Here is a 22977-nt window from a genome sequence, read left to right on the forward strand (position 1 = left end):
TTTGAGATTTATCAGAATCAGAAGTACTAAATTGAAAAAGCTAGAGTGCGCTTTATGAAGTAGATTATTTAGTGTGTTAAAACTGATAAATGAGTTAATACGAATTTAGAGCAAAAGTACTATGACAATGCTTTCTGAAAATAACAATATTCAAACAAAAAATTATGAAATTGAAACAATTTTACATTCGAAGCGATTTTGGCACCGTTCCCGTAAGTCTTTTGAAGTAATTATTAAAATAACTTGGATATTCAAAACCAAGCGAATATCCAATATCCGAAATACTCCAGTCTGTATGCAGAATCAATGCTTTTGCTTCACTTATAATTCTTTCGGTAATATGGGCCGTAGTGGGTTTTCCGGTCACTTCTTTTACAGACCGGTTTAAATGATTTACGTGTACAGCAAGACTTTGTGCAAAATCCTGCGGCGTTTTTAAGCTCAAAGGCTGGTTTTTGGTTTCTATTGGAAATTGTCTTTCCAGTAATTCTAAAAACAAAGACGTAATTCTCGAAGAAGCATTTTTAGGCTTAAAGAAATTATCTGTTGGCTGCATCTTCATTGATTCATGAATAATCAGGTTGATATAATTACGCATTAAATCATCTTTAAATACATAATCTGTCTGCTGTTCTTCAATCATTTTTTGAAATAATGAATCGATAAACACCTTTTGCTCAGGAGCTAAATTAAAAATAGGCGTACCGCCAATTTTAAACAAAGGCGATTCATGAAGTGTTTCAGAGCGGTCTTTGGTTTTTAGGAATTCTTCTGTAAAAACGCAGGCATAACCTTCATACGTGTCTGAAATAGTTTCCCAGGAATACGGAATAATTGGATTACCGAAAAACAAAATCGTTCCGTCGGTTTCAATACCCCTGTCGGCATAATGTATACGGCTCTGACTGGTATTAATACAGATTTTGTAAAAATCTCTACGGCTGTAAACCGGAATTTTACTAACGTCCTCCTGCAGTTTATAAACCTTAAAGCCTTTTGTTATTAATTCTGAACTTGCAGAGTCGCAATTTTGAATTTCTGTTTCATTATTCATGCAGCAAAGTTATGAAAATCAAATAAAATTTTAATTTTTTGTTTTAAAGATGATTTAACTGAAAAAGATGCGAAGACTGTGCTAAGAACTCGAAGAAAAAAACTTTGCCAATCAGCCTAAACCTTTTTGAATTGCGGAATAAAAAAACCACGAAAAAGTTTAAAAATAATACCAATCGGTATATATTTGCATTCTAATTGGATTTATAATGACTAAAGCTCAAAGAACTAAACAATTTATAATTGAAAAAACGGCTCCAATCTTTAATATGAAGGGTTACAGCGGTACGTCTATGAGCGATATTACAGATGCAACCGGATTAACAAAAGGAAGCATTTATGGTAATTTTGCTAATAAAGATGAAGTTGCACTGGCAGCATTTAGGTTTAACGTCAAAAAACTGCACGATATTTTTTCAAGGGAAATTGAAAAAGAAAAAACATTTAAAGGAAAATTGTTAGTTTATCCACATCTTTATTCTGATTATTACGACTTAAGAGTTACTCAGGGCGGCTGTCCTATAATTAATACTGCAACAGAAGCCGATGACACACATCCCGTTCTTAGAAAAAAAGTAGAACGAGTGATTTTGTCATGGAAAGAGCAATTGGTTTATTTTATAGAACAAGGCATTGTTTCGGGAGAATTTAAAGCAAAATCAATAAACCCCGAAAAAACGGCATTAACCATGATTGCCATTATTGAAGGAGCCGTTATGATTGCTAAAATTACCGGAAACTTATCTAGTCTAACAGACATTATGCAGTCGCTTACTAAGATTATTGAAGATTTAGAATAATTTTTTTTATTACAAAATATACCAATTGGTATATTTAAAATTTTAACAGTAAATACAAATGGAAACAAAAACAAGATTACAAGTATTACAAGATCATATAAACAGAGAATTTACAGCTTCTCCTTCCCCATTTATGCTTTGGATGCGTCCGATAGTATTAGCTGCCGAAGAAGGAACGGTAACTTTTAAATATGTTATTAGAGAAGAAATGTCGAACCCAATTAAAAGTCTGCACGGTGGCGTTACAGCCGCTATTGCTGACGATTGTATTGGCGCAACTATGTTTTCGCTAAATGAAGAAAGTTTTTATACGACTATAAATCTTGTTGTTGATTATTTTGCTCCAGCGCACGTTGGCGATACGATTTTGGCTAAAACACTCATTATAAAAAAAGGAAGACAAATGGTAAATGCCCAATGTGAAATTTGGAATGCAAATGAAACCCGATTAATTGCAAGAGCAACTTCTAATTTGTTTAAAACAAATGTTGTAAAAAAGACACTGCAGTAATAAAGCAATGCTTTGGGATTATTAAAACGTTAGTTAGACGCACTGCGGTGCGTCTCTACGAATGTACTTTGTATAAAATAGCATCATCACCATTTCATTGTAGAAACGCGTCGCAGTTCGTCTTTCACGCAACGGGTTTAGGATAAGAATTCGTTACGGAATAATCAAACTTCCGGTTTTTAATCCCTTCGAAAATGCAGATAAAAGAACTTCTTTTGCATTTTCATCTTTTTGAATAATGATTTGTGCATAACCATTAAAAAGCTTTCTTTTCCAGGCTTCAGCAGGCGTTACAATCTGAATAATTCCGGGATCAGTATTCATAACATCCCAGTCTTTTATTTTTTGCAAAGGCGTTGCAGCAATGTAGATTGTGTTTTTTCCTTCTTTTAAGATGCCAGAATTCAAAATATACTTTTGAGAATCTTCATTGCTTGGATTAATTTTATTTCCGTTTACAAAAACTACCGTTTCAATTCCTATTTTTTTGTAAAAGAAACTTACGATGTTTGAAGGCAGATTATTTTTTAACTCAAATTGGCCTCTATATATATAAGATGGAGCCTGTTTTTTATAATCTCTGTCCTTAAATGCTTCTTTCCAATCCTTTTCTGAATAAGAAGAAAGCTGTTCAGGTAAAACTGTTGTTGTTCCGTTTTGTTCCTGAAAATTTGTTATCGAAACTAAAGTGGTTTGATCTATAAATTGATCTTTTTCTAACGAAGTTGGATCGCCGTTGCCAACTCCTAAAATTTTCCCTCCTTTTATATCGAATGTAATTTCATTATCGGCTGTTGGAACACGAAGTCCTTTTTTATCTGTAACTTCAGCCGTAATCACACTTACTTTTGATTTAGGCAAATTTTCTTTATCTAAAGAAAGTTTGATATTTTCCGGATTTCCGGTTGTTTTTTGAGTTTCGGTTAAAACTTTTTTGCCATTCTTATAACCTACTGCTTCCAGAGTTCCGGCTTGGTATTTTACTTTCCATTCTAAATGGCTGTTCAATTCCATTTTCTTTTTTCCTAAACTCTTTTTATTTAGAAAAAGTTCGACTTCATCACAATTCGAATAAGCCCAGACATCGATTTCCTGTCCTTCTTTCCCACTCCAGTTCCAGTGCGGCAACAAATGCAAAACAGGTTCTTTTCCCCACCACGATTTTAAATAAAAAACATTGTCTTTAGGAAAACCGCACACATCCATCATTCCAAAATACGACGTTACCGAAGGCCAGCCATAAGGCGTTGGCTCACCGCGATAATCAAATCCTGTCCAGATAAAAATTCCGACCAGATAAGGTCTTTCGGCATAAAACTTCCAGCCTTCTTCAATACTGTAAAATGTGGGGCGTGGTTTTTTGTCATAAGCGCTTTGGTAATGTCTGGCATCATCAGTAAAATAAATACCTCGTGTCGCAAAAGTCGAACCTTCTTCAGTTCCCATTCCCGGCTGATTCTTAAATTGATTTCTATGCGCATCAATATCGCCGTTTCCGAGATAATTATAACCCATAATTTCTACCACAGACGAAATCCCACTTTTAAATCCGCTGCTGATTCCCACCGTTACAGATCTTGTCGAATCGATAGTTTTGGCAAAATCCTGCATAATATTCGTTATACGTTCACCCGTAATATTGCCTTCAATATTCCATTCTTCATTTCCAACCGACCAGCAAAAAATACTTGGATGATTTCGGTCGCGCTCCATCATTCGCTTTAAATCATTTAAATGATAATCGTTAATTCCCATTAAACGTGTTTCATCAATTACCAGCATTCCCAGTTCATCACAGGCTTTTAGCAATTCTGGTGTTGGCGGATGATGTGAACAGCGATAGGCATTTGAGCCCATTTCTTTAAGTTTTTTAATTCTGTAATATTGAATTTCGTCTGGCAGAGCCGTTCCAATTCCGGCATGATCCTGATGATTGTTGGTTCCTTTTAGCTTAAGTGATTTTCCATTTAGAAAAAAGCCATTTTCAGGATCAAATTTAATGGTTCTAATTCCAAAAGCAGTTTCATAACGGTCAATCACCTTTTCGCTTTGCTTAATCTGAGTTACTAAACGATACAAATTTGGAGAATCAAGATCCCACAAAAGCGGATTTTTCACATTTAGGTTTGATGTAAAAACTGCTGTTTTATAAAAATCAGGTGCCTTTACTTTTTCTTGTGTTATTGAAATTTCTTTACCGGAGGCATCAAAAATAGTCTGAACAATTTCAATTAAACCTTTATAGTTTCCTTTATTTTCTATAGTAACTTGTGCAGTAACTTTTGCTTCGTTATTTTTAATTTCAGAAGTAATATATGTTCCGTTTAGCGCCACATAAACCGGATTTGTTTTTTGCAGATAAACGTGTCTGTAAATTCCGGCACCTTCATAAAACCAGCCTTCTTCCATTGAAGCATCGGCACGGACAACAATTGTGTTTTCTCCGCCATAATTTACATAAGCCGAAATATCGTATTCAAATCCGTTATAACCACTTTCTTCTGTTCCCAGATAATAACCGTTAAAAAATACTTTTGAATTTCTAAAAACTCCGTCAAACTTCAGGCTTATAATTTTGCCTTTATCTGATTCCGGAATGTTGATTTTTTTTCGATACCAGCCAATACTTTTTTCCGGAAAACCTTTACCAGCAGTTTTAAATCCGTGGCTGAAACTGCCGCTTTCGCTAAAAGACTGTTCAACTGCCCAATCGTGAGGCAAATCTAATTTTCTCCAGGCACGATCATCAAAATCTTTTGCAGCCGGCCCGTCGCCAAATCCGGTTTTAGTGAGGTATGAAAAATAACCTTCGGCATGATTGAAATCTTTTTTTGTATCGTATACATGTCCAAATGAAAAACGCCAGTCTTTATCAATTAAAATCAATTCTCTTTCAGATTCATTTTGGGCAGAAGCCAGACATGAAATCAAAAAAGTATAAAACAGAAAAATTCTTTTAAAGAAAACAGTTTTCATAAAAGTGCAGGTTAGTCAAAGTTAGAAAATATAAAAATAACGCACAGAATTGGTTTAATTCAATAGTATTTTATCAAAATACACACAATAACTCTCTTATACCCCCTAAAATGTGTCCCTAAAATTTAGAATCATTCTATTGGCTATACTTTATAAAATGATTTTGATTTGATGTAATTTTATATAAAAATTTAAAAAACAGAGATTATATGAGTGTTATTAAAGATGAAAAAAAGCTTCTTAGCACCATTAAACGAATCGATGAAAAGATCGATAAGAATAATGATCAAAAGATACTGGCCTTTTTTGAATCTCTTGGATTAACAGAAAGAGAGGATGTTCCTAAGAATTTTCTGGATTGGGATACGATTCTTATTGTCGTACCCGACCGCCACATTTCGCATGAATTAAAATATTACAAATTCTCTATATCAAGACTTTTCTTTGTAACGAATCCATATGCAGACCAAATTCATATTTATGATTTTGACCAATGGAAAAGCGTAACCAGAAATAAAACTCAGTTTCAGATTAGGGAAATGATGAAAACGAATTTTGGCGGTGTAAAGAAAACTCCATCAGAAAACGAGTAACTAAATGTAAACAACCAAAAAGCCCATTTCTATCGAAATGGGCTTTTTTTATTATACTTAAAAAGTTTAACCTTTATTAATAAGTTCTTTAACTCTGCCAAACACAAATTTTGCCTGTTCATCATAAATAATCATCTCAAAGTCTTGTGTTCCTTCAATAAAATTCCCTTCTTTTTTAGTATCTGAGTATACTTTTTGAAAAAACTGATCACGCTTTTTAAGCCATTCTAATTGTTCTTTCTTTAACTTCGATTGTTCTTTTGAACTCATCTTCGCTTTAAGATTTTTATACGAAACATTCAGCAGACTGTCTGACTTATTATAATATTCAAAGGCGCAGTTACGCATGTTTTGGCCTTTGTTCAAACATTTTTGATAATCGGATTTCATTTTATATACCGCTTCAAGTGTTTGTGAATTACAATATATAGACGTCAGAAAAAAAAGTAATAAGATTGATTTTTGTATCATAATTTCATCTTTATATTTTCTTATACAAAAAAGAAAAATCTTTATGTATAGTATTTGATTTAATCAGTCATTTTGTTTAATACAATCAATATTAAATGCAATTCCGCTTTCACCTAATCTCTTCATTTCCTGAGGACTAAATGACACTGAACATTGCTGGTTATATTCATAAAAAAGCCAAATCATTATATCATCTTTTGATATATTTAAATCATTAAGTTTTTCAAAATTTGGTTCTAGTATATCTAAAAAGACATTTATGAAATCAAAATATTTATCATTTTCATCTGTAACGATTTGATAAGTCCATATATCAAATCCTTCTTCTTTTTCGCTAGGTTCGACTCCTAACAAATCCGTTATTTTCTGATAAATTTCTAAAGAATTATTAGTATCTATATATAAATTATGAAACTTCATTTAATTAAATTATTGTGCCAGTAAACTATTAACCATGTCTTCTAATGCTTTTCCATGAATATTCTTTGCAATGATAATTCCGTTTCTGTCTACTAAAAAATTCAAAGGAACAGATTGAAGCATGTAATCTCCCACAACAGGCGAAGTCCAGTATTTTAAATCGCTAACATTTGTCCATGGTAATTTTCCTTTTGCAATTGCAGCCGTCCATAATGGCTTTTTCGTATCCATAGAAACACCGTAAATCGATAATTTGTCAGGATAAGCATTATACAGTTTTAGCAATAATGGCTGTTCTTTTATACATGGTCCGCACCATGATGCCCAAAAATCAACCAACACAAGAGAACCTCTTAAAGAAGAAAGTGCTATTTTTTCTCCTTTAGTATCAGGAAGATCAATTTCGGGAGCAATATCGCCAATATCTGTTCCTACGACTTGTGCGTTGCTTATAAATAAATTAAAGAATGTAAAAGTTAAGACTAAGTAGATTTTTTTCATAATTGGATTACGTTTATTTGTTTGGGGCTTTAATTAATTGATAATCTTATAAAATGAGAAAAGATTTGACTTATCAAGATTAAATCAATAACAAATATAATTTTTTCTTTGAAAACATTCTTCTGAAAAACAAAACTTCCCCTGCTCCAATCATAAAATTATCACAAAAGCATATCGGGAAATTGGTATATCGGGAAAAGTCGATATATTTGTGTCATGGAAAATATAGATATTTTTAAGGCACTCTCTAACAAATCCAGACTGCAAATGCTGGAATGGCTTAAAGATCCCGAATTTAACTTTCCGGGTCAGCTGGAACACGGCGGATTTGAACACGGAGTTTGTGTGGGACAGATTCAGGCAAAAGCCGGTTTAACACAATCTACAGTATCAGAATACCTGTCTATTTTACAGCGCGCCGGTTTTATCGAAGCCAAACGTGTTGGACAATGGACTTATTATAAACGTAACGAAGGTGCCTTTGAAGCACTCAGTAAATTAATTCAAACAAATTTGTAAATTACTATGAGCACAAACAACCTGTTTTCTCCGTTTAACTTAAAATCGTTAAACTTAAAAAACCGAATCGTAATGGCGCCTATGACGCGCTCTTTTTCTCCTAACGGAGTACCAACTGATGATGTCGCAGCTTACTACCAAAAAAGGGCTGAAGGCGAAGTTGGTTTAATATTATCTGAAGGAACTGTTATTGACAGAAAATCATCTTCTAATGATGCTAATGTACCTCACTTTTATGGCGATTTAGCTTTAAACGGATGGAAAAAAGTGATTGATGAAGTTCACGCTGCGGGCGGTAAAATGGGACCGCAGATCTGGCATATGGGAATTATGGACAACCACCATTCTGGATGGGTGCCTCCGGTTCCGTTTGAAGGTCCTTCTGGTCTAAACCGTCCTGATTTTAGAAACGGAATTGCCATGTCTGAAAAAGATATTGAAAATACAATCCTGGCTTTTGGTAAAGCTGCTGCCGATGCGAAAAGATTAGGTTTTGATACTATCGAAATTCACGGCGCACATGGTTATTTAATTGACCAGTTTTTTAGAGCCGAAACGAACGTACGTGAAGATGTTTACGGCGGAAAAACATTGCCGGAACGTAACCGTTTTGCAATTGAAGTTATAAAAGAAATCAGAAAACAAGTTGGAAATGATTTCGCTGTAATTATGCGTTTTTCTCAATTTAAACCTTCAGATTACAATTATAAACTGGCTAAAAATCCACAGGAATTAGAAGCCTGGCTTACTCCTCTTGTTGACGCTGGTGTTGATATTATTCACGCTTCACAACGTCGTTTCTGGGAACCTGAATTTGAAGATTCTGATTTGAACTTTGCAGGCTGGGCAAAAAAAGTTACCGGAGCACCAACTATTACAGTAGGTTCTGTTGGTCTTTCTGGAGATTTCTTTGGTGCTTTTGCAGGAGAAAGCTCTGAGCCTACTTCTCTTGAAGAATTAAACAGACGTTTCGACAGAGGTGATTTTGATTTAGTTGCTGTTGGAAGACCACTTTTATCAGATCCAAACTGGGTGTCTAAAATCAAAGCCGGAAAAACAGATGAATTAAAAGGTTTTAGTAAAGAAGCTTTAGGACAATTGGTTTTAGAATAATTTTTTTAAGATACAAAGTTACAAAGGTTCAAAGGGACAAAGTTTTTCCTTTGGACCTTTTTATTTTCTATACAACAGTTTTAAATTCAAATCTGTGTAAATCTGCTGAAATTTTAAAAATCTGCGTGAAATACTTTAACGCATAGATTTTTTTACGCAGATTTATAGAGATTAAAGCAGATCAAATTAGATTTTATTTAGCACAAAACATTTATCTTTGCAGTCAATATGAAATTCTTGAACAGCATATTACGCCTTCCTTTTTTCAGCACTTATTATCACGAAGTAATAACTGCTCGGATTGGCTATGCTTATAATTCAACGTATTTACTTTCGTAAAATAACAGATATAAAATTATATAACCTTAAAGCCCGGGCATTTTGTCCGGGCTTTTTTTATTTAAACAAAATGGAAACAATTCAAAAATTAAAAGAAAATGCAGCCATCTTTCTTCCTGAAAATGGTTTAGAAGAAAAACTAAAGCTGGCTGAAAAAGAAAACAGAAAACTGATTATAAAACTGGGTTTTGATCCAACGGCTCCGGATTTACATCTAGGACATGCTGTTGTACTAAAAAAGATGAAACAATTTCAGGATTTAGGACATCAAATTGTAATTGTCGTAGGGAGTTTTACAGCCCGAATTGGTGACCCAACAGGAAAAAACAAAAGCCGAAAACCTTTAAACATTGAAGAAGTACAGCATAATGCCGAAACCTACATTAATCAATTGTCTAAAATTATTGATATTGAAAAAGCAAAAATTGTTTTTAATTCGGAATGGCTTGATACGCTTTCTTTTTCTGAAGTGATTCAGATTATGTCGAATGTTACTGTTGCACAATTAATGCACAGAAATGATTTTAATAAACGTTTTACCGAAAATACACCAATTGCCATGCATGAACTGGTTTACCCAATTTTACAGGCTTTTGATTCGGTAAAAATTAACGCCGATATTGAAATGGGCGGCACAGATCAGTTATTTAATTGTACTATGGGAAGACAATTGCAGGAAAACTGTAAAATGCCTGCTCAGATTGTTATGTGCATGCCGCTCCTGAAAGGATTGGACGGAAAAGAAAAAATGAGCAAATCGCTTCATAATACCATAGGTTTAATTGATGAACCTAACGAAATGTTTGGAAAAACAATGTCGATTCCGGATAGTCTTATTTTAGAATTTTTAGACTTAACGACTAATTTTTCATTAAAAGAAAAACAGGAAATTAAAAATCGTTTAGAGACTGAAAATCCAATGAATATTAAAAAACTGATTGCTAAAAATATTATCAGTCAATACCATTCAAAAGAACTGGCAGATGAAGCCGAAATCTTTTTTGCAAATCAGTTTCAAAGTAAAAATGCGGCATCAAAAACGTTTGTGCCGGTTTTGATTTCATCTATTGAAAATTCATCAGATCAGATCGCCTTAATTGATCTTTGTGTATCTATTAAAAATGATATTACAAAATCTGCTAACAGAAGATTGATAGAAAGCGGTGCTGTGCAGATTGATAATGCAAAAATTACAAATCCATACGAATTGATTCAGCTGAAAAAAGAAACCAAAGTAAAAATTGGAAAAAGGGATTTTTTCGAATTAATATAAAAAAAATGGGATGATACATTGTGTTTCATCCCATTTTAATATTTAAAAATCGTCATCGTCATCATCTTCACCTCCATATTCAAAAAACTCATCTATATTAAACGGAATATCTTCGTCAGGATCTTTATCGTGTGCATGAACTCCGGGCGGATTAAATAATCCCCAGCTGTCTTTAATATAATTCCACTGATCAAATCCGGCAACCCAGTCTACAAACAAAAGACGAAATTCTTCAATTGTGTTTCGCAGTAATTCGATATAATCTTTATCACGGATTCCTTCTTCAAAACGCAGACTTCCGGCCTGCACATAAAGTTCTCTGGCCGCTTTTCTAATTATGGCAGCATTTTCCATTCGCAGATCATAAAAATCCCCTCCTTCTGCTCCGGCAATTTTAACCGGAATCAGCATGGCATTTTCAGCCATGAATTTAACAACCGTTTCCTGCAAAAATTCATTTTATTCCGGTACAATCTGAATTAATCCCTGTGTAAGCTGAAAAATTTGTTCTGCCTTTTGATAAATCGGCATATTATGGGTTTCTTCTAATGGAGACATTTATTTACTTTTAAAAAACTGCATAAATTTAAAGTAAAAAAGGGATGAAATAATTTAATTTCATCCCTTTTAACATTTGTAACTAACAAAGATTACAAACTCAACAATTATGCAGCCGATACAGGTTTTTGCTTTTGAAATTTATTCTGAAGCCATTTGCGTACAGGTTCGTCATACAATTTCAAACATAAATAAGCTAAAACAATACTTGCAAATAAAACAGTAAGTCCTATTTTGTAACCATCGGCCAAAGAAACCTTATTGTCTACAGCCCATGCTGTATACCAGTAAATAAGCGGATAATGTGTAATATAAATTGGGTATGAAATATCGCCTAATAATTTGCAGATTTTTAATGAAAAAGCATTTTTGATTTCCCCTCCTGCTCCAATCGCTACTATTAAAGGAAAAACTAAAATAATAGCAAATGATTCATAAAGTCCGTTCATCCATAAACTGTTTTCATCTCCAATTCTTGGAATAGCTAAAATTACAGTAATCAACAGACTGCAAATCCAGAAAGCGCCTTTTATATGAATTAGTTTTCCTAAACGGCATAATAAAACACCGGCAAAAAACGGATATAACAAACGCGTAAAACCAACATTCATTTGTTCCAGATTTAATGACCAGCCTCCTATCACATCTCCTTTTGGACCAAAAACGGTATAATTAATCAATAATCCAGCGAAGATTAAAACCAAAACGGTCATTACTTTATTTGAAAACTTACGGAATAAAACGGCATAAAGTATGTTCGCAATATATTCGAAGAAAAGTGACCATGCAGGTCCGTTTAACGGATGCATTTCTCCCCAGCCTCTAATTTCCATTGATGGTGGAATTGGCAGTAATGTAAAACCAATAACCATGGTTAAAATTACTTTCCAGACTTCCATTCCGGCAATCATTGGAAACAAAATATCCGAAGCCTGAAAGTAATAAAATATCGCTCCTATAATCATTCCCATAATTACCATGGGTTGTAAACGGATTAATCTTCGTTTGTAAAATTCCCACTGTCCCATTTTTCCCCAGCGGTCATCATAAGCATACGCTACAACGAATCCTGATAAAAGAAAAAAGAAATCAACGGCAAGATATCCGTGATTAATGATTTGTACAAATCGGTTACCGCCGCTATGCGCTTCAAAAATATGAAAGGCAACTACTAAAATGGCGGCCACACCTCGAAGTCCGTCAAGAATTTCGTAATGTTTTTTTGGTTTAATTTCGGTCATTTAGATTTTAGATTTTAGTCCCGAAACTTCGGGATTAGATTTTAGATTTTTTTAAAAATCGCTTGCTCTTTTGGAATTTAAAGATTTGGGATTTTTTAATTTTTACTGATGATTTTTAAGCCATTCTAATCTTCTTTGATCCGGAAGATGCTTTACAGTAAAGTTTTCGAATTTAGCTTCAAAACCTTTTCCATCTGGAGAAGCAGCCATTAATCCAACTTGTACAGGTGTGTTGTCTTGCAAAGGCGCATTTCTGGTCATGATATAGTTTTTATCATCAAAAGAATAAAAAACCTCAACAGCATCTAATCTTCTCACGGCTTTAATCCATACAAACGGCGGTGCTTTTTCTAAGGTTGTTACGCTCCAGTCGCTTTTGTCGTGCGTTACCACGGTGCTGATATTGAATTTTCCGTCAACAAATTCAACTCCGGTTTTAATGTAATTTTTTTCGTCAACACGAATCATTAATCCCATTTGGTCAAAACGGGCAATGTAATTTCCTGTAATTTTTACTTTAGCTTCAAACTCTCCGCCATAAGTTGCGTAGTAAAACGGTGCATCATCAACCGTAAATCCGTAGTGAGAAATTCTCCAGTAATCGCTGTTTGCCGTAACATTCATAATTAAGGCGTTGTTTTTAATTTCCCATTTTTCAGGTTCATTAAACCACTGCATTTTACTCAATGTTTGAGCCGAAAGATTTTGTGCTAAAAATATAGTAATAGCTCCAAGTATAATTTTCTTCATATTATTCTTTTTTTGAATCATTAAGTCAATTAAGTAGTTGGGTATGTTTTCTTTGCCTATGAAGTTTCATTAAGACGTAATCAAACTTAAAAAAATTATCTAGACTAAAATCTTAATTTTCTTAATCTCTTAATGGTTAAAATAATTAAGGCTTAAAAATAAAGCTGCAACTTTTACCATTGCAGCTCTACAAACCAACCAAAGTTTAGAAATAAATGAAATTATTGAAGTGAGAATCCCACTTTTGATTTGATATCTGCTGAAGATGCTCCAACGATTGCTTCAAAAGCTCCCGGTTCTGCAACCCAGTCATGTTTTTTATCGTCGAAGAAACTTAAAGCAGTTTTGTCGATTGTAAACGTAACTGTTTTTTCTTCTCCGGCTTTTAACGAAACTTTCTCAAATCCTTTTAATTCTTTTACCGGACGCGGTAATGAAGATTTTAAATCTGTAATGTACAATTGTACAACTTCAGCTCCTTCACGGCTTCCTGTATTTTTAACTGAAACAGAGAATGTGATTTTATCTCCAGCAGTCATTTGTTTTTTATCAGCCGTAACTTTTCCGTAAGCAAAAGTTGTATAGCTTAATCCGTGACCAAATGGGAATAATGGTTTGATTTTATTTTTGTCTGCCCAACGGTATCCAACAAAAATTCCTTCGTTGTACTTTACCTCATCTCCACCTGGAAATTCTCCTAAAGCGTGTGCTCCGTTATCTGCTAATTTTACCGGGAAAGTAAAAGATAGTTTACCAGATGGGTTTACATCTCCTACTAAAACATTTGCTAGAGCAGTTCCTGCTTCAGTTCCTAAGAACCATCCCTGAACAACTCCCGGAACTTCCTTAATCCAAGGCATTGCTACAGCATTTCCAGAAATATTTACGAAAACAATGTTTTTATTTACTTTCGCTAATTCGCTGATTAATTTATCCTGACCGTAAGGTAATCCTAATTCGTTACGATCATGTCCTTCGTCATCCTGATTTGGACTTTTGTTCAAACCTCCAATAAAAAGAACGATATCAGCATCTTTAGCAATTTTTAAAGCTTCAGCAGTTAATTCTGCCTGCGGACGTTTTTCTTCTAAACTTACTTTTGCTACTACTCCATTATAGTTACTTGTTGGATCTCCAACATAACCTCTTGCATAAACGATTTCAGCCTGATTTCCAATTCTTTTCTTTAAACCTTCAAGCGGTGTGATTTCGTATCTTGCTTTAAGAGAAGAACTTCCTCCTCCTACTGTCATCATTTTGATAGCATTTTCTCCAATTACAGCAATTTTCTTAGTTTTAGAAAGATTGATTGGCAGAATGTTATTGTTGTTTTGTAATAATACAATTCCTTCTTCGGCAATTTTACGGCCAGCTAAAGCATGCTCTTCTGTTCCAAAAGATCCAAACGGACGGTTTCTGTCCATTGTAGTTAAGAAAGATAAACGAAGAATGCGACGTACTTTTTCGTCTAATTCTTTTGTTCCTACTTCACCTTTTTTAATCATTTCAGCGTATGGTTTTGCCAGATAGTAATTATCGTAAGCATTGCTGGTTCCCCATGTAAGACCATTTGTCCAAGAACCAAATTCCATGTCTAAACCATTATGAATAGCTTGTTTAGTATCGTGTACACCGCCCCAGTCAGAAACTACAACACCTTTAAAGCCCCATTCTCCGCGAAGAATATCGTTTAATAAGTATTCGTTGTGGCAGCACTGTTGTCCTTTATATTTATTGTATGAACCCATAATCGACCAAACATCTCCTTCCTGAACTGCCGCTTTAAAAGCCGGAAGATAAATTTCGTATAGCGCACGATCTTCTACAATTACGTTTACAGAGTTACGGTTTGTTTCCTGATTGTTTAATGCAAAGTGTTTAACGCAGGCCGCAACACCGTTTGACTGAACACCCTTAATATAAGGAACTACCATTTTTGAAGCCAAAAACGGATCTTCTCCCATATATTCAAAGTTACGTCCGTTAAGCGGACTTCTGTAAATGTTTACTCCAGGTCCTAATAGTACGTTTTTGTTACGGAAACGCGCTTCTTCTCCAATTGACTTTCCATATAAAGAAGCTAGTTCTTTATTCCATGTTGAAGAAAGTGCCGTTAAAGCCGGAAATGCAATACAAGAATCATTTGTCCATCCTGCCTGATCCCATTCGTCCCATTTTACTTCGGTACGAATTCCATGAGGTCCGTCGGTCATCCAGTTTTCAGGAATTCCTAAACGTTTTACACCAGGTGAACTAAATTTAGACTGCGCATGAATCATGGCAATTTTCTCTTCGGTTGTCATTCTTTTAAGCGCATCTTCTACACGCTCATTGATTGGCTTTTTATCATCTAGATAAACCGGAACTTTATTTTGTGCATTCAATCCGAATGAACTCAATAAAACTAAAACAAGGATTGTTTTAACGTTTTTAAACATAACTATTATAATTTATTTAAGCATTCAATTTGTAAAATGGTACAAGTGGTCAATTGTACCTTTTAATAATATTGTAAAACTAAAACGTTATCGTACATCTTAGATTTTTAAACGCAAAAAAGTAGTGAATTAAAAAATTAAAACATTGATTAACAATTATATAAATAAAAAAAAGCACTAAAAAAAGTAGTGCTTTTAAAATATATTTTTATGATTTCAATGCCATTGAGCCTATTTTCATGACCATTTCTTCGAAATCATTTCGCGAAACTGCGGCTTTATTCCGGCCTCGGGTTCGGTAATTGTAAATTGTACTTAAAGAATAACGAAGAAATGCCGCTATCTTTACACTGTCTGTAATTCCAAGTCTGATTAAAGCAAAAATTCGAAGTTCAGTGTTTAATAATTCGCCTTGTTTTAAAACGATCTGTTCTTCGGGAATTAATAGCGCATTAAAGTCTTTTACAAATGTTGGGTATAAATTCAAAAAGATAATATCGAAGTTTTTATACAATTCTTCGAGTTCATTATCGACTAAAGTAGTTGATTTTAGAATTTTGTAGATTTCATCAAACTGTTTGGCAGTCGCTTTTTTATTTAAAATAATACGGTAATTCTCGAGCTTATTAATGTAAGTTGAACAAAGGCTGAAAAAATGCGCTATATATTCTTCTTTAACATGATTAGATTCAGATAATTGCGAATTGGTTTCCTGCAATTGTTCGTTTGTTTCGGTTATTTCTTTATTTAATTTTGCTAATTCCTGACTCGTTTCATAAAGTTCTCCCCGAATTCTCGAAACCTTTTTCATTTGTTTGTAAACGTAGATTACTGCAGCAACTAAAAAGACAGACAATAAACTGATACACAATAAATAAAGTTGCAATTCGGTTTTTCGTTTGGCTTCTTTTTCAAGATAAACGGTATTTATAATCGAATATACTTCTGACATTAACAGCGTTCGAAACTGCACATTACAATACAATGCATCTTCAATAGCCGACTGTGTAAGTTTATAGGCCATATCGACATCGCCAATTTCATAAAAAACCAAAGCCAGTTCCTGCAGTGAAGCATTGTCTTTATTGGCATTTTTTAAATCTGATGTTGCCGAAAGCGCGTAATATTTTTTTCTAAGTTCCAGATTATTTGTCGCTTCGTTAATTTTACCCAGTAAATAGGTAATCATGGCGTACTGCGGATTTTCCTCAGGAGTATTTTTTAGTAATGTGAGTAACTGTTTTTGCGTGTTATCAAATTTTCTAAGAAAAATGTCCTGCTGGATTCTGTTAACCTTATAATCTAATGTTTTAGGATTTAAAATTGATAGCAGCGAATCTCTGTATTTTATAATTTGTAGACGATATTGTTCATTATAACTATTTGCAGCATAATGCTCAAAAAACTCGCGATACGAAATGTAATAGGTTGGCAGTAATTGTGCAGAAAGTGTTTTTTTGTTGATGCTTTTGAGAATAGCTTCAGATTCACGGTATTTTCCTGAAGAAGAATAAAGTGTAACCAGCTGCAGATTTGCCAAATCTTCTAATTCTTTGTTTTGAAGCTGTACGGCAATTTTCAGATTTTTTTTTACATACAGTATCGCCGAATCTGAATTGAATTTTTGATATTCTACATATAAAGTTTTGTTGTAATTATATTCCTGTTCCTGCGTTAAGTTTTCAGATTTTATTTTTTTGAAGTTTAAAATTCGTTCTTCTTTTAATCGTACATAATGTTCTTTATTTTTTAAAGCTGCATTCAGCTTATTCAAAATAACATCAGTGTTGTCCAATGCAAAAACAGGAAAACTGATAAGAACGCTAAAAAGTAACAGAAATAGATTTTTCAAACTAATAAAAAGATAAATGAAACGTACAAATATAATAAAGTGTCTATAGAAAAATAGATTTTCCAACACTATTACAAGTATGCTTTTTCATAATTTTGTTACAGCAACCCTAAAACTTAAAATTATGCCGCATTTTATAATTGACTGCTCTGAAAATGTAATACGACTAAAATCTGCAGATGAAATAATGCAGGATGTTTTTGACTCGGCTTTATCGACTAACCTGTTTACGGCTTCTGAAATTAAAGTCCGCATTAATCCTTTCAGCTATTACAACAACGGAGATTCTTTAGATGATTTCGTTCATGTTTTTAGTTATATTATGGAAGGACGAAATGACGAACAAAAGGCAGCTTTATCTAAAGTGATCGTTACAAATTTGAATAAGATACTTCCAAATGTTCCTGTAATTTCAATTAATATTCAGGAATTTGAAAAGTCAAATTATTTTAATAAAACCATGATTTAAAGAATAACAGATATAAATAATTTTATCACAAAAAGAAAATAAAATAAAAAAAACTTTGTCAAAGCGTATAGTTCCGACAAAGTTTTTTTGATTTATATAGTTTAAAATTAAACCGCAATTGGCGCAGCCAGACAGCTTTCGGGAATATCAAATGCATTTACCAGTGCCACTGCATCGGGACGAATATCCCAGCAAAGCTGATTTACGATTTTACGGACAGCTTTGGTTTTTACAGCTTCCATATAACCGTCTTCAAGATACCAGGCTTTGTTTTTTTCTATCTGCGAAAGCGCATACAACTGGTACAATTTGGTTAATATATTTTTTGAGTTTTCATCTTCAATTGTTTTTAAGGCTTCCTGAAACTGCTCTAAAACAATACGTTCTAAATATGCCTGAGAAACATCAATCATTTGATGCTGAACAACATTAAAAGCATCATAAGCTTCTAAACCGCTGTCGACTAATTTTTTAATACGTCGCGCTGCCGATGCCAAAATTGTTTTTTCTCTATGTACAAAAGCCTGCAAATGAAATTCGGCATCTAATAAATGCTCATCATCAGTTCTTCTCGTCGCGATTGGATTTTTTTCTGTAATGACCGTTTTCGCATTTTCATACACATAATTAATGATTCCTAAAGACCCCATTTCACCAAACGATTTTCTAAATTCAGATAAACGGTTTTTAGCTGTTAACTGCATTAAAACGGTATTATCGCCTTCAAAAGTGGTATAAATTTCAGTATCATTTTTTAAAGCATCGATTCTGTTTTCAGATAAATAACCTTTTCCGCCGCAAGCTTCACGGCATTCCTGCAGAATATCTCTTGTACTCCAGGTTGAATAAGCTTTCATTCCTGCTGCAAGAGCTTCGATTTCCTGCATTTCGGCTTCGGTTCTGTTTAAAAATCTGTTGGTAAGATATTGAAGTGCAAAATGAACAGCATACGTTTTTGCCAAATGCGGCAATAATCTTCGCTGGTGCATTCTGTAATTTAAAATTGGAACTTCAGATCCGCCTTCTGGTCCAAATTGTCTTCTTTGATCGCTGTAGCGAATGGCAATTGTTAATCCTGATTTGGCTGCCGCCAATGCCGAACGCGGAATTCCTATTCTTCCTCCTACCAAAGTTCCCAGCATAGTAAAAAATCTTCGGTTATCACTCGGAATCGGGCTTTCAAATTCTCCTTTATCATTTACAGATGCAAAACGATCGAGCATATTTTCTTTCGGAATTACCACATTATCAAAACTGATGGTTCCGTTATCAACGCCGTTTAATCCCATTTTATGACCGCAGTCGCCAATGGTTATTCCTTTTAATGTATTTCCGTTTGTATCTCGTAATGGTACCACAAATGCATTTACGCCATAATCGTGGCCGTCGATAACTAATTTTGCAAAAACAGTTGCTGCCTGTCCGTGAACTGCAGCGTTTCCAATATACTCTTTCTGAGCATTTTTATTGGGTGTATGAATGGTAAATGTTTTATCGTTATGATTGTATGTGGCTGTAGTTTCTAAACCTTTTACGTTTGACCCGTGATGCGTTTCGGTCATGGCAAAACAACCCGGAAGTTTTAGTGAACCAATATCTTTTAAGTATTTTGCATAATGTTTTTCGGTTCCAAGCGACTGAACGCTCATTCCCCAAAGCCCAAACTGAACACCAAATTTTATTACTAAACTTAAGTCGTGATAACTCAGCGTTTCCATAATCGCGAAGTAATCTTCTACATTTCCTCCTCCGCCGTATTCCTTTGGATACGCCATATTTCCTAAGTTTTCATCGGCAAGAATTTTACACCAGTTGTAAACGGTCTGGCGGAAAACATTAATATCAGTCGAAGTTTCGTAAGCAAATTCAGGTCTTGAAATTATTGATTTTACTTTTTTAATAATCGGAGCTTCTTTTCCGTCCAGCAATTGGGTTATTTTTTGAATATCAAAATTACTTGACGTTTTTGAACTTGCGGTAAACGAATCTGCTTTTGTTTTAAAGTTTTGCAAAGCTTCTTCGCCTAAAATCCCAAGATCATTTTCAAGTTTTTTAAAATCAGATTCAATAGGCGTTAAATCCAGATCATTTCCGGAAAGTGCTTTTGCAATATCAAAAATGGATTTAAGAGACGATTTATCCTGAATACTTTTTTCAATATCCAATTTCCATTGTGTAAGTTCATTTCGCGAAGGCGGATTTGAAATATCTACTTTAGAAAGTAAATATTCTTTTTCTTCTTCAGATAAAACATTTAGAGAATGTATAAACTCTTTTAGTGTAGCAAATTCTTTCTGCGTGAGAAGATCATCAGACCACACTAAATAAAACAAAGGAATAAAGGCTTGAAGTTTGGTATTTTTCATAGAAAATAGATTTGGATATAGTATTTATTTTTTAGCCACAGATTTTACAGATTAAAAGGATTTTTCTTTTGTCACGAATTACACAAATCATAATTTGAAAAAATTAGTGCAATTCGCGGCCAACTAAAATAAGCAATTAATAATTCTTTTAATCTGTAAAATCTGTGGCATTAAAATTCTTTTTACTGCATAAAAAAACAGGAATGAAAAATACTCATTCCTGTTTTAAAATCCTGTTAAGATTCTCGTAATTTTATACCTTAAACCAATAAAAAATACAAGATTAACTTAGTGAGAATCTTTAGACGACAGGATATATTTCTGTTTTCTAGCAAAAATATGATGTGAATTAAAAACTAACACTGCAATAAAAATTATGCCGTAAGCACTGATTTGCAAAGCACTGATTTTTTCGTGATAGACAAAGTTTGCTAATAAAAAAGCGATCATCGGGTTTATATTTAACAGCATTCCAACAGTTGATGAGTTTATTCCTGAAAGGGCGTACAAGTTTAGGAACAACGGAATAATTGTAAATACAATAGCGATGGTTTCTATACAGAAATAAAATTTAAATTCAGTAGGAACTGGTCCGCTGTATTCCGGGTAAAAAGGGAATAACAATATGGCGACCAAAGTAATATGAAACGTAAGCACAATAAATTTATCAAAACCTTTATTTATACGCTGACTCACTAAATAACAAGCATACGTAAGACCAATAATGATGCTGAAAAACATATCCATAATATCTGCATACGATAAAAGCAGACATCCAAAAATACTTAATCCAACTGCAAGCCACTGCGTTTTAGCCAATTTTTCTTTTAAAATAAAAAAGGCAAGTAAAGTCGTTAAAATTGGACATACTAAATATGCCAGAGAAGTTGCTTTAACGCTTACATGATTCATTACATAGATGAATGTAAACCAGTTAGCCATCAAAAAGAAGCTTCCGCCAATATTTAACAAAATTGCTTTTTTCTTTTCAGGGCTTGCTAAAGAATTAAAAGTAACAATGCTTTCTTTGAGTTTACTTCTTTTAAACAAAAAAGTAATCAAAAGCATTAAAATACTACAACTGAAAACTCGATAAAACAAAATATCAAGTGCTGGATATTCGTGAATTGGTTTTAAAACCAAACTAAAAAATCCCCAAATGGTATAAGCGGTAATAGCTGCTATGTAGTATTTTGTAGTTTTCACTTTTTTCTTTGTTTTTGATGAGACAAATTTCTAAAAAATAAAATAGCAATACAGATACAGTTTTTGTAAATTGCAGCATAACAGTTTATTTTTATGGGAAACTCAAATTACTTATATCTGCAGTTTGCAGATGTGATAGAAAAGCAAATAAAATCTGGTCTTTTAAACGTGGGCGATAAACTGCCTTCGATTAGAGAAGTCTGTGCCGAAACAGGTTACAGCATGAGTACTGTAAGCAAAGCATATTATGAAGTAGAGAGCAGATCGCTGATTGAATCGCGTCCGCAGTCTGGTTATTATGTCAGTAATATTTCGGCACGAATTATTACAGAACCTTCTGCGAGTACTCCTATTTTGAGTGTAGAAAATATCGAACGTGAAGATTTAGTCGATTTGGTTTACGGCGATATGCGCAAAAAAGATCTTACGATGCTTTCGCTTGGTTTTCCTTCAAATGAACTGCTTCCTATTGCAAAACTGAATAAAGGCATGGTTCAGGCCATGCGTCAGTTACCAAACAGCGGTACAAGTTATGAGGAAATTCAGGGAAACAGCAATCTGCGAAAAGAAATTGCCCGCTGGTCTTTTACCTGGGGCGGTTCTCTTACCGAAGATGATATTATTACGACTCCGGGCTGTATTTCGGCTATTTCAGATTGTTTGTTAACGCTGACAAAACCGGGAGATACAATTATTACCGAAAGTCCGGTTTATTTTGGAATTCTTCAGCTTGCCCGTTCTTTAGGTTTATATGTTATGGAACTTCCTACTAATATGACAACCGGAATTGAACTTGAAGCTGTTAAAAAAACACTTGCTTCAAACAAGGTCAAAGCTTGTGTTTTAATGAGTAATTTCAGCAATCCGTCTGGAAGTATGATGCCAAATGAACACAAACAAGAAGTAGTACGCTTAATGGATTTTTACAACGTTCCATTAATCGAAGATGATATTCACAGCGATTTGTACTTTGGCGCCAGCAGGCCAACAAGCTGTAAAACGTATGACCAAAGCGGGATTGTTCTTTCGTGCAGTTCGGTTTCTAAAACTTTAGCGCCGGGTTATCGTGTTGGCTGGGTTTCTCCGGGAAAATTTAAAAAAGAAATCCTGAGAACAAAATTATATCATACGATATCCTCTCCTACTATTACGCATGAGGTTGTAGGTGATTTTTTGAAAAACGGACGTTATGAAAATCATCTTCGAAAAATACGACAGATATTAAATCGCAATTGCAATAATTATATTAATACGGTTTTAGAATCGTTTCCGGCAGGAACAAAAGTTAGTCAGCCTCAGGGCGGTTTTTTTCTTTGGGTCGAATTAGATAAAAAAATAGACACTGCTGCTTTTTATCATTTGGCTTTACAACATAATATAAGCATTGCACCGGGAAGGATTTTTTCTTTTCAGGATCAGTTTTCTAATTGTATGCGTTTGAGTTTTGGTCTTCCGTGGACAAATGAACTTCGCGAATCTATAAGAACTTTAGGAAGACTTGCCGCTAAACAGTTGTAACGTTAGATTA

20 protein-coding genes are annotated in these 22977 nt (G+C 34.0%); 8 read left to right on the forward strand and 12 right to left on the reverse strand.

What is annotated here, in order from left to right; all coding sequences use genetic code 11:
* Nucleotides 1-181: 181 nt before the first annotated feature.
* Entirely contained in the window at nucleotides 182-1054 is an 873-nt protein-coding gene (locus ABD859_RS11160) for a helix-turn-helix domain-containing protein (RefSeq protein WP_345144262.1), read from the reverse strand.
* A gap of 208 nt (nucleotides 1055-1262) precedes the next feature.
* Here ABD859_RS11160 and ABD859_RS11165 point away from each other — a divergent pair, with 208 nt between their 5' ends.
* Both ABD859_RS11165 and ABD859_RS11170 read left to right on the forward strand, forming a co-directional pair.
* Nucleotides 1263-1853 carry a TetR/AcrR family transcriptional regulator gene (locus ABD859_RS11165; protein WP_345144264.1) on the forward strand — a complete coding sequence of 197 codons (591 nt, stop codon included), beginning with the start codon at nucleotides 1263-1265 and terminating at the stop codon, nucleotides 1851-1853.
* Between the two features lie 58 nt (nucleotides 1854-1911).
* Nucleotides 1912-2364, forward strand: coding sequence for a PaaI family thioesterase (locus tag ABD859_RS11170; protein ID WP_345144266.1), 453 nt, complete (start codon nucleotides 1912-1914; stop codon nucleotides 2362-2364).
* Between the two features lie 153 nt (nucleotides 2365-2517).
* On the opposite strand, the gene galA is transcribed toward ABD859_RS11170, so the two are convergent.
* Nucleotides 2518-5340, reverse strand: coding sequence for a beta-galactosidase GalA (galA, locus tag ABD859_RS11175; protein ID WP_345144267.1), 2823 nt, complete (start codon nucleotides 5338-5340; stop codon nucleotides 2518-2520).
* Between the two features lie 209 nt (nucleotides 5341-5549).
* Here galA and ABD859_RS11180 point away from each other — a divergent pair, with 209 nt between their 5' ends.
* Nucleotides 5550-5933 (forward strand): hypothetical protein, encoded by a 384-nt coding sequence (locus ABD859_RS11180; protein WP_345144268.1) that lies wholly within the window; start codon nucleotides 5550-5552, stop codon nucleotides 5931-5933.
* 66 nt (nucleotides 5934-5999) lie between these two features.
* On the opposite strand, the gene ABD859_RS11185 is transcribed toward ABD859_RS11180, so the two are convergent.
* The 3 genes from ABD859_RS11185 to ABD859_RS11195 form a co-directional block, all read right to left on the reverse strand.
* Nucleotides 6000-6281: a lysozyme inhibitor LprI family protein gene (locus ABD859_RS11185; protein WP_345144270.1), complete on the reverse strand. Its 282-nt coding sequence runs from the start codon at nucleotides 6279-6281 to the stop codon at nucleotides 6000-6002.
* 186 nt (nucleotides 6282-6467) lie between these two features.
* Nucleotides 6468-6824, reverse strand: a complete 357-nt coding sequence (locus tag ABD859_RS11190) for a hypothetical protein (protein WP_345144272.1) — start codon at nucleotides 6822-6824, stop codon at nucleotides 6468-6470.
* A 9-nt stretch (nucleotides 6825-6833) separates the two neighbouring features.
* A complete protein-coding gene (locus ABD859_RS11195) occupies nucleotides 6834-7325 on the reverse strand; it encodes a TlpA family protein disulfide reductase (protein WP_345144274.1) in 492 nt (163 codons plus the stop codon).
* 216 nt (nucleotides 7326-7541) lie between these two features.
* Between ABD859_RS11195 and ABD859_RS11200 the strand changes: the two genes are divergently transcribed.
* The 3 genes from ABD859_RS11200 (at nucleotide 7542) to tyrS (ending at nucleotide 10569) form a co-directional block, all read left to right on the forward strand.
* Nucleotides 7542-7844 carry an ArsR/SmtB family transcription factor gene (locus tag ABD859_RS11200; RefSeq protein WP_345144276.1) on the forward strand — a complete coding sequence of 101 codons (303 nt, stop codon included), beginning with the start codon at nucleotides 7542-7544 and terminating at the stop codon, nucleotides 7842-7844.
* Nucleotides 7845-7850: 6 nt separating this feature from the next.
* Nucleotides 7851-8957 carry an NADH:flavin oxidoreductase gene (locus tag ABD859_RS11205; protein WP_345144278.1) on the forward strand — a complete coding sequence of 369 codons (1107 nt, stop codon included), beginning with the start codon at nucleotides 7851-7853 and terminating at the stop codon, nucleotides 8955-8957.
* A gap of 409 nt (nucleotides 8958-9366) precedes the next feature.
* Nucleotides 9367-10569, forward strand: coding sequence for a tyrosine--tRNA ligase (gene tyrS / locus ABD859_RS11210; RefSeq protein WP_345144280.1), 1203 nt, complete (start codon nucleotides 9367-9369; stop codon nucleotides 10567-10569).
* Nucleotides 10570-10611: 42 nt separating this feature from the next.
* On the opposite strand, the gene ABD859_RS11215 is transcribed toward tyrS, so the two are convergent.
* The 5 genes from ABD859_RS11215 to ABD859_RS11235 all read right to left on the reverse strand — a co-directional run bounded on the left by ABD859_RS11215 (nucleotide 10612) and on the right by ABD859_RS11235 (nucleotide 17408).
* Nucleotides 10612-10995 (reverse strand): hypothetical protein, encoded by a 384-nt coding sequence (locus ABD859_RS11215; protein WP_345144282.1) that lies wholly within the window; start codon nucleotides 10993-10995, stop codon nucleotides 10612-10614.
* 239 nt (nucleotides 10996-11234) lie between these two features.
* Nucleotides 11235-12368, reverse strand: a complete 1134-nt coding sequence (locus tag ABD859_RS11220; RefSeq protein ID WP_345144283.1) for an acyltransferase family protein — start codon at nucleotides 12366-12368, stop codon at nucleotides 11235-11237.
* 102 nt (nucleotides 12369-12470) lie between these two features.
* Nucleotides 12471-13118 (reverse strand): DUF1349 domain-containing protein, encoded by a 648-nt coding sequence (locus ABD859_RS11225; protein ID WP_345144285.1) that lies wholly within the window; start codon nucleotides 13116-13118, stop codon nucleotides 12471-12473.
* Nucleotides 13119-13339: 221 nt separating this feature from the next.
* The gene (locus ABD859_RS11230; protein WP_345144287.1) at nucleotides 13340-15556 is read right to left on the reverse strand and encodes a glycoside hydrolase family 3 C-terminal domain-containing protein; all 2217 of its coding nucleotides are present in this window, start codon (nucleotides 15554-15556) and stop codon (nucleotides 13340-13342) included.
* Between the two features lie 208 nt (nucleotides 15557-15764).
* A complete protein-coding gene (locus ABD859_RS11235) occupies nucleotides 15765-17408 on the reverse strand; it encodes a DUF6377 domain-containing protein (RefSeq protein ID WP_345144289.1) in 1644 nt (547 codons plus the stop codon).
* A 124-nt stretch (nucleotides 17409-17532) separates the two neighbouring features.
* On the opposite strand from ABD859_RS11235, the gene ABD859_RS11240 reads away from it, so the two are divergent.
* Nucleotides 17533-17877: a 5-carboxymethyl-2-hydroxymuconate Delta-isomerase gene (locus tag ABD859_RS11240; RefSeq protein WP_345144290.1), complete on the forward strand. Its 345-nt coding sequence runs from the start codon at nucleotides 17533-17535 to the stop codon at nucleotides 17875-17877.
* Between the two features lie 107 nt (nucleotides 17878-17984).
* On the opposite strand, the gene ABD859_RS11245 is transcribed toward ABD859_RS11240, so the two are convergent.
* Complete coding sequence (locus ABD859_RS11245) at nucleotides 17985-20243, reverse strand: acyl-CoA dehydrogenase family protein (RefSeq protein WP_345144292.1); 2259 nt, start codon at nucleotides 20241-20243, stop codon at nucleotides 17985-17987.
* Nucleotides 20244-20531: 288 nt separating this feature from the next.
* Entirely contained in the window at nucleotides 20532-21449 is a 918-nt protein-coding gene (locus ABD859_RS11250) for an EamA family transporter (protein WP_345144294.1), read from the reverse strand.
* 93 nt (nucleotides 21450-21542) lie between these two features.
* Between ABD859_RS11250 and ABD859_RS11255 the strand changes: the two genes are divergently transcribed.
* On the forward strand, nucleotides 21543-22967 hold the full coding sequence (locus ABD859_RS11255) for an aminotransferase-like domain-containing protein (RefSeq protein ID WP_345144296.1): 1425 nt from the start codon (nucleotides 21543-21545) through the stop codon (nucleotides 22965-22967).
* The last annotated feature ends 10 nt before the right edge of the window (nucleotides 22968-22977 follow it).

It is taken from the genome of Flavobacterium ginsengiterrae, assembly GCF_039539785.1.
In the GTDB taxonomy this organism is placed as follows: Bacteria; Bacteroidota; Bacteroidia; order Flavobacteriales; family Flavobacteriaceae; genus Flavobacterium; species Flavobacterium ginsengiterrae.

Excerpts from the sequence above, each read along its gene's own strand:
- ABD859_RS11160 (WP_345144262.1), bottom strand. The coding sequence starts at position 1,054 with ATGAATAATGAAACAGAAATTCAAAATTGCGACTCTGCAAGTTCAGAA.
- ABD859_RS11165 (WP_345144264.1), top strand. The coding sequence starts at position 1,263 with ATGACTAAAGCTCAAAGAACTAAACAATTTATAATTGAAAAAACGGCT.
- ABD859_RS11170 (WP_345144266.1), top strand. The coding sequence starts at position 1,912 with ATGGAAACAAAAACAAGATTACAAGTATTACAAGATCATATAAACAGA.
- galA (WP_345144267.1), bottom strand. The coding sequence starts at position 5,340 with ATGAAAACTGTTTTCTTTAAAAGAATTTTTCTGTTTTATACTTTTTTG.
- ABD859_RS11180 (WP_345144268.1), top strand. The coding sequence starts at position 5,550 with ATGAGTGTTATTAAAGATGAAAAAAAGCTTCTTAGCACCATTAAACGA.
- ABD859_RS11185 (WP_345144270.1), bottom strand. The coding sequence starts at position 6,281 with ATGCGTAACTGCGCCTTTGAATATTATAATAAGTCAGACAGTCTGCTG.
- ABD859_RS11190 (WP_345144272.1), bottom strand. The coding sequence starts at position 6,824 with ATGAAGTTTCATAATTTATATATAGATACTAATAATTCTTTAGAAATT.
- ABD859_RS11195 (WP_345144274.1), bottom strand. The coding sequence starts at position 7,325 with ATGAAAAAAATCTACTTAGTCTTAACTTTTACATTCTTTAATTTATTT.
- ABD859_RS11200 (WP_345144276.1), top strand. The coding sequence starts at position 7,542 with ATGGAAAATATAGATATTTTTAAGGCACTCTCTAACAAATCCAGACTG.
- ABD859_RS11205 (WP_345144278.1), top strand. The coding sequence starts at position 7,851 with ATGAGCACAAACAACCTGTTTTCTCCGTTTAACTTAAAATCGTTAAAC.
- tyrS (WP_345144280.1), top strand. The coding sequence starts at position 9,367 with ATGGAAACAATTCAAAAATTAAAAGAAAATGCAGCCATCTTTCTTCCT.
- ABD859_RS11215 (WP_345144282.1), bottom strand. The coding sequence starts at position 10,995 with ATGGCTGAAAATGCCATGCTGATTCCGGTTAAAATTGCCGGAGCAGAA.
- ABD859_RS11220 (WP_345144283.1), bottom strand. The coding sequence starts at position 12,368 with ATGACCGAAATTAAACCAAAAAAACATTACGAAATTCTTGACGGACTT.
- ABD859_RS11225 (WP_345144285.1), bottom strand. The coding sequence starts at position 13,118 with ATGAAGAAAATTATACTTGGAGCTATTACTATATTTTTAGCACAAAAT.
- ABD859_RS11230 (WP_345144287.1), bottom strand. The coding sequence starts at position 15,556 with ATGTTTAAAAACGTTAAAACAATCCTTGTTTTAGTTTTATTGAGTTCA.
- ABD859_RS11240 (WP_345144290.1), top strand. The coding sequence starts at position 17,533 with ATGCCGCATTTTATAATTGACTGCTCTGAAAATGTAATACGACTAAAA.
- ABD859_RS11245 (WP_345144292.1), bottom strand. The coding sequence starts at position 20,243 with ATGAAAAATACCAAACTTCAAGCCTTTATTCCTTTGTTTTATTTAGTG.
- ABD859_RS11255 (WP_345144296.1), top strand. The coding sequence starts at position 21,543 with ATGGGAAACTCAAATTACTTATATCTGCAGTTTGCAGATGTGATAGAA.